The organism is Spirosoma jeollabukense, assembly GCF_054777855.1.
On record NZ_BAAHAD010000105.1, the window covers coordinates 1 to 556 of the forward strand.

Annotated in this window: 1 protein-coding gene; it reads left to right on the plus strand. The window is 52.3% G+C overall.

Annotation, left to right across the window (positions count from 1 at the left end):
* The first annotated feature begins 178 nt into the window (after positions 1 to 178).
* Complete coding sequence (locus ACYVEA_RS34785) at positions 179 to 487, plus strand: hypothetical protein (RefSeq protein WP_461117935.1); 309 nt, start codon at positions 179 to 181, stop codon at positions 485 to 487.
* Positions 488 to 556 lie beyond the last annotated feature (69 nt).

Genomic DNA, 556 nt, shown 5'->3' on the forward strand with positions numbered 1-556 from the left:
CCCAAGACAGCAATGCAGTCTACGGCTTCTACTCAGCACACGACAAATTCTTCCAAGAATTGATGCGGGAAGAAAGAGCGCTGAACGATCACTGCTTCTTAGAAGAGTGTGTCGCATGACCGCCCTTTTCCAGGAAATGCCAATCCAGAGGCTTTCTTGCTCGCTACCCAGCGTTCGCATGCACGCAGGCCTGGACGCGGATCTACGAGCTTTGGCAGAGCTTCAACAGAAGCCGTTAGTGCAAATCATGCGCAACATCCTTTATCACTACTTGCAGATCGAGGAGGAACTGATGCGGTTGGAGATCGAAGACGCGCCAATCCGGCGTTCTGCCAAGTCTGACCAGGTGATGAGCCAGAAGGTGAGCGTGACAGAGGAAGTCAAAGATGCTTTTGTTGAACGTGCCCAGGGTCTTTACCTTCCACAAACGACGATGCTTCGCATGATCTTTGAAGCGGGGGTAGAGCGGTGGAAGCGAACGCTGTGAAGTCTTACCCGACGAAAAGGCCCCGTTTCCGGGGCCTTGTTGACTCTTAATTCGACTGTTCTTGTGCTT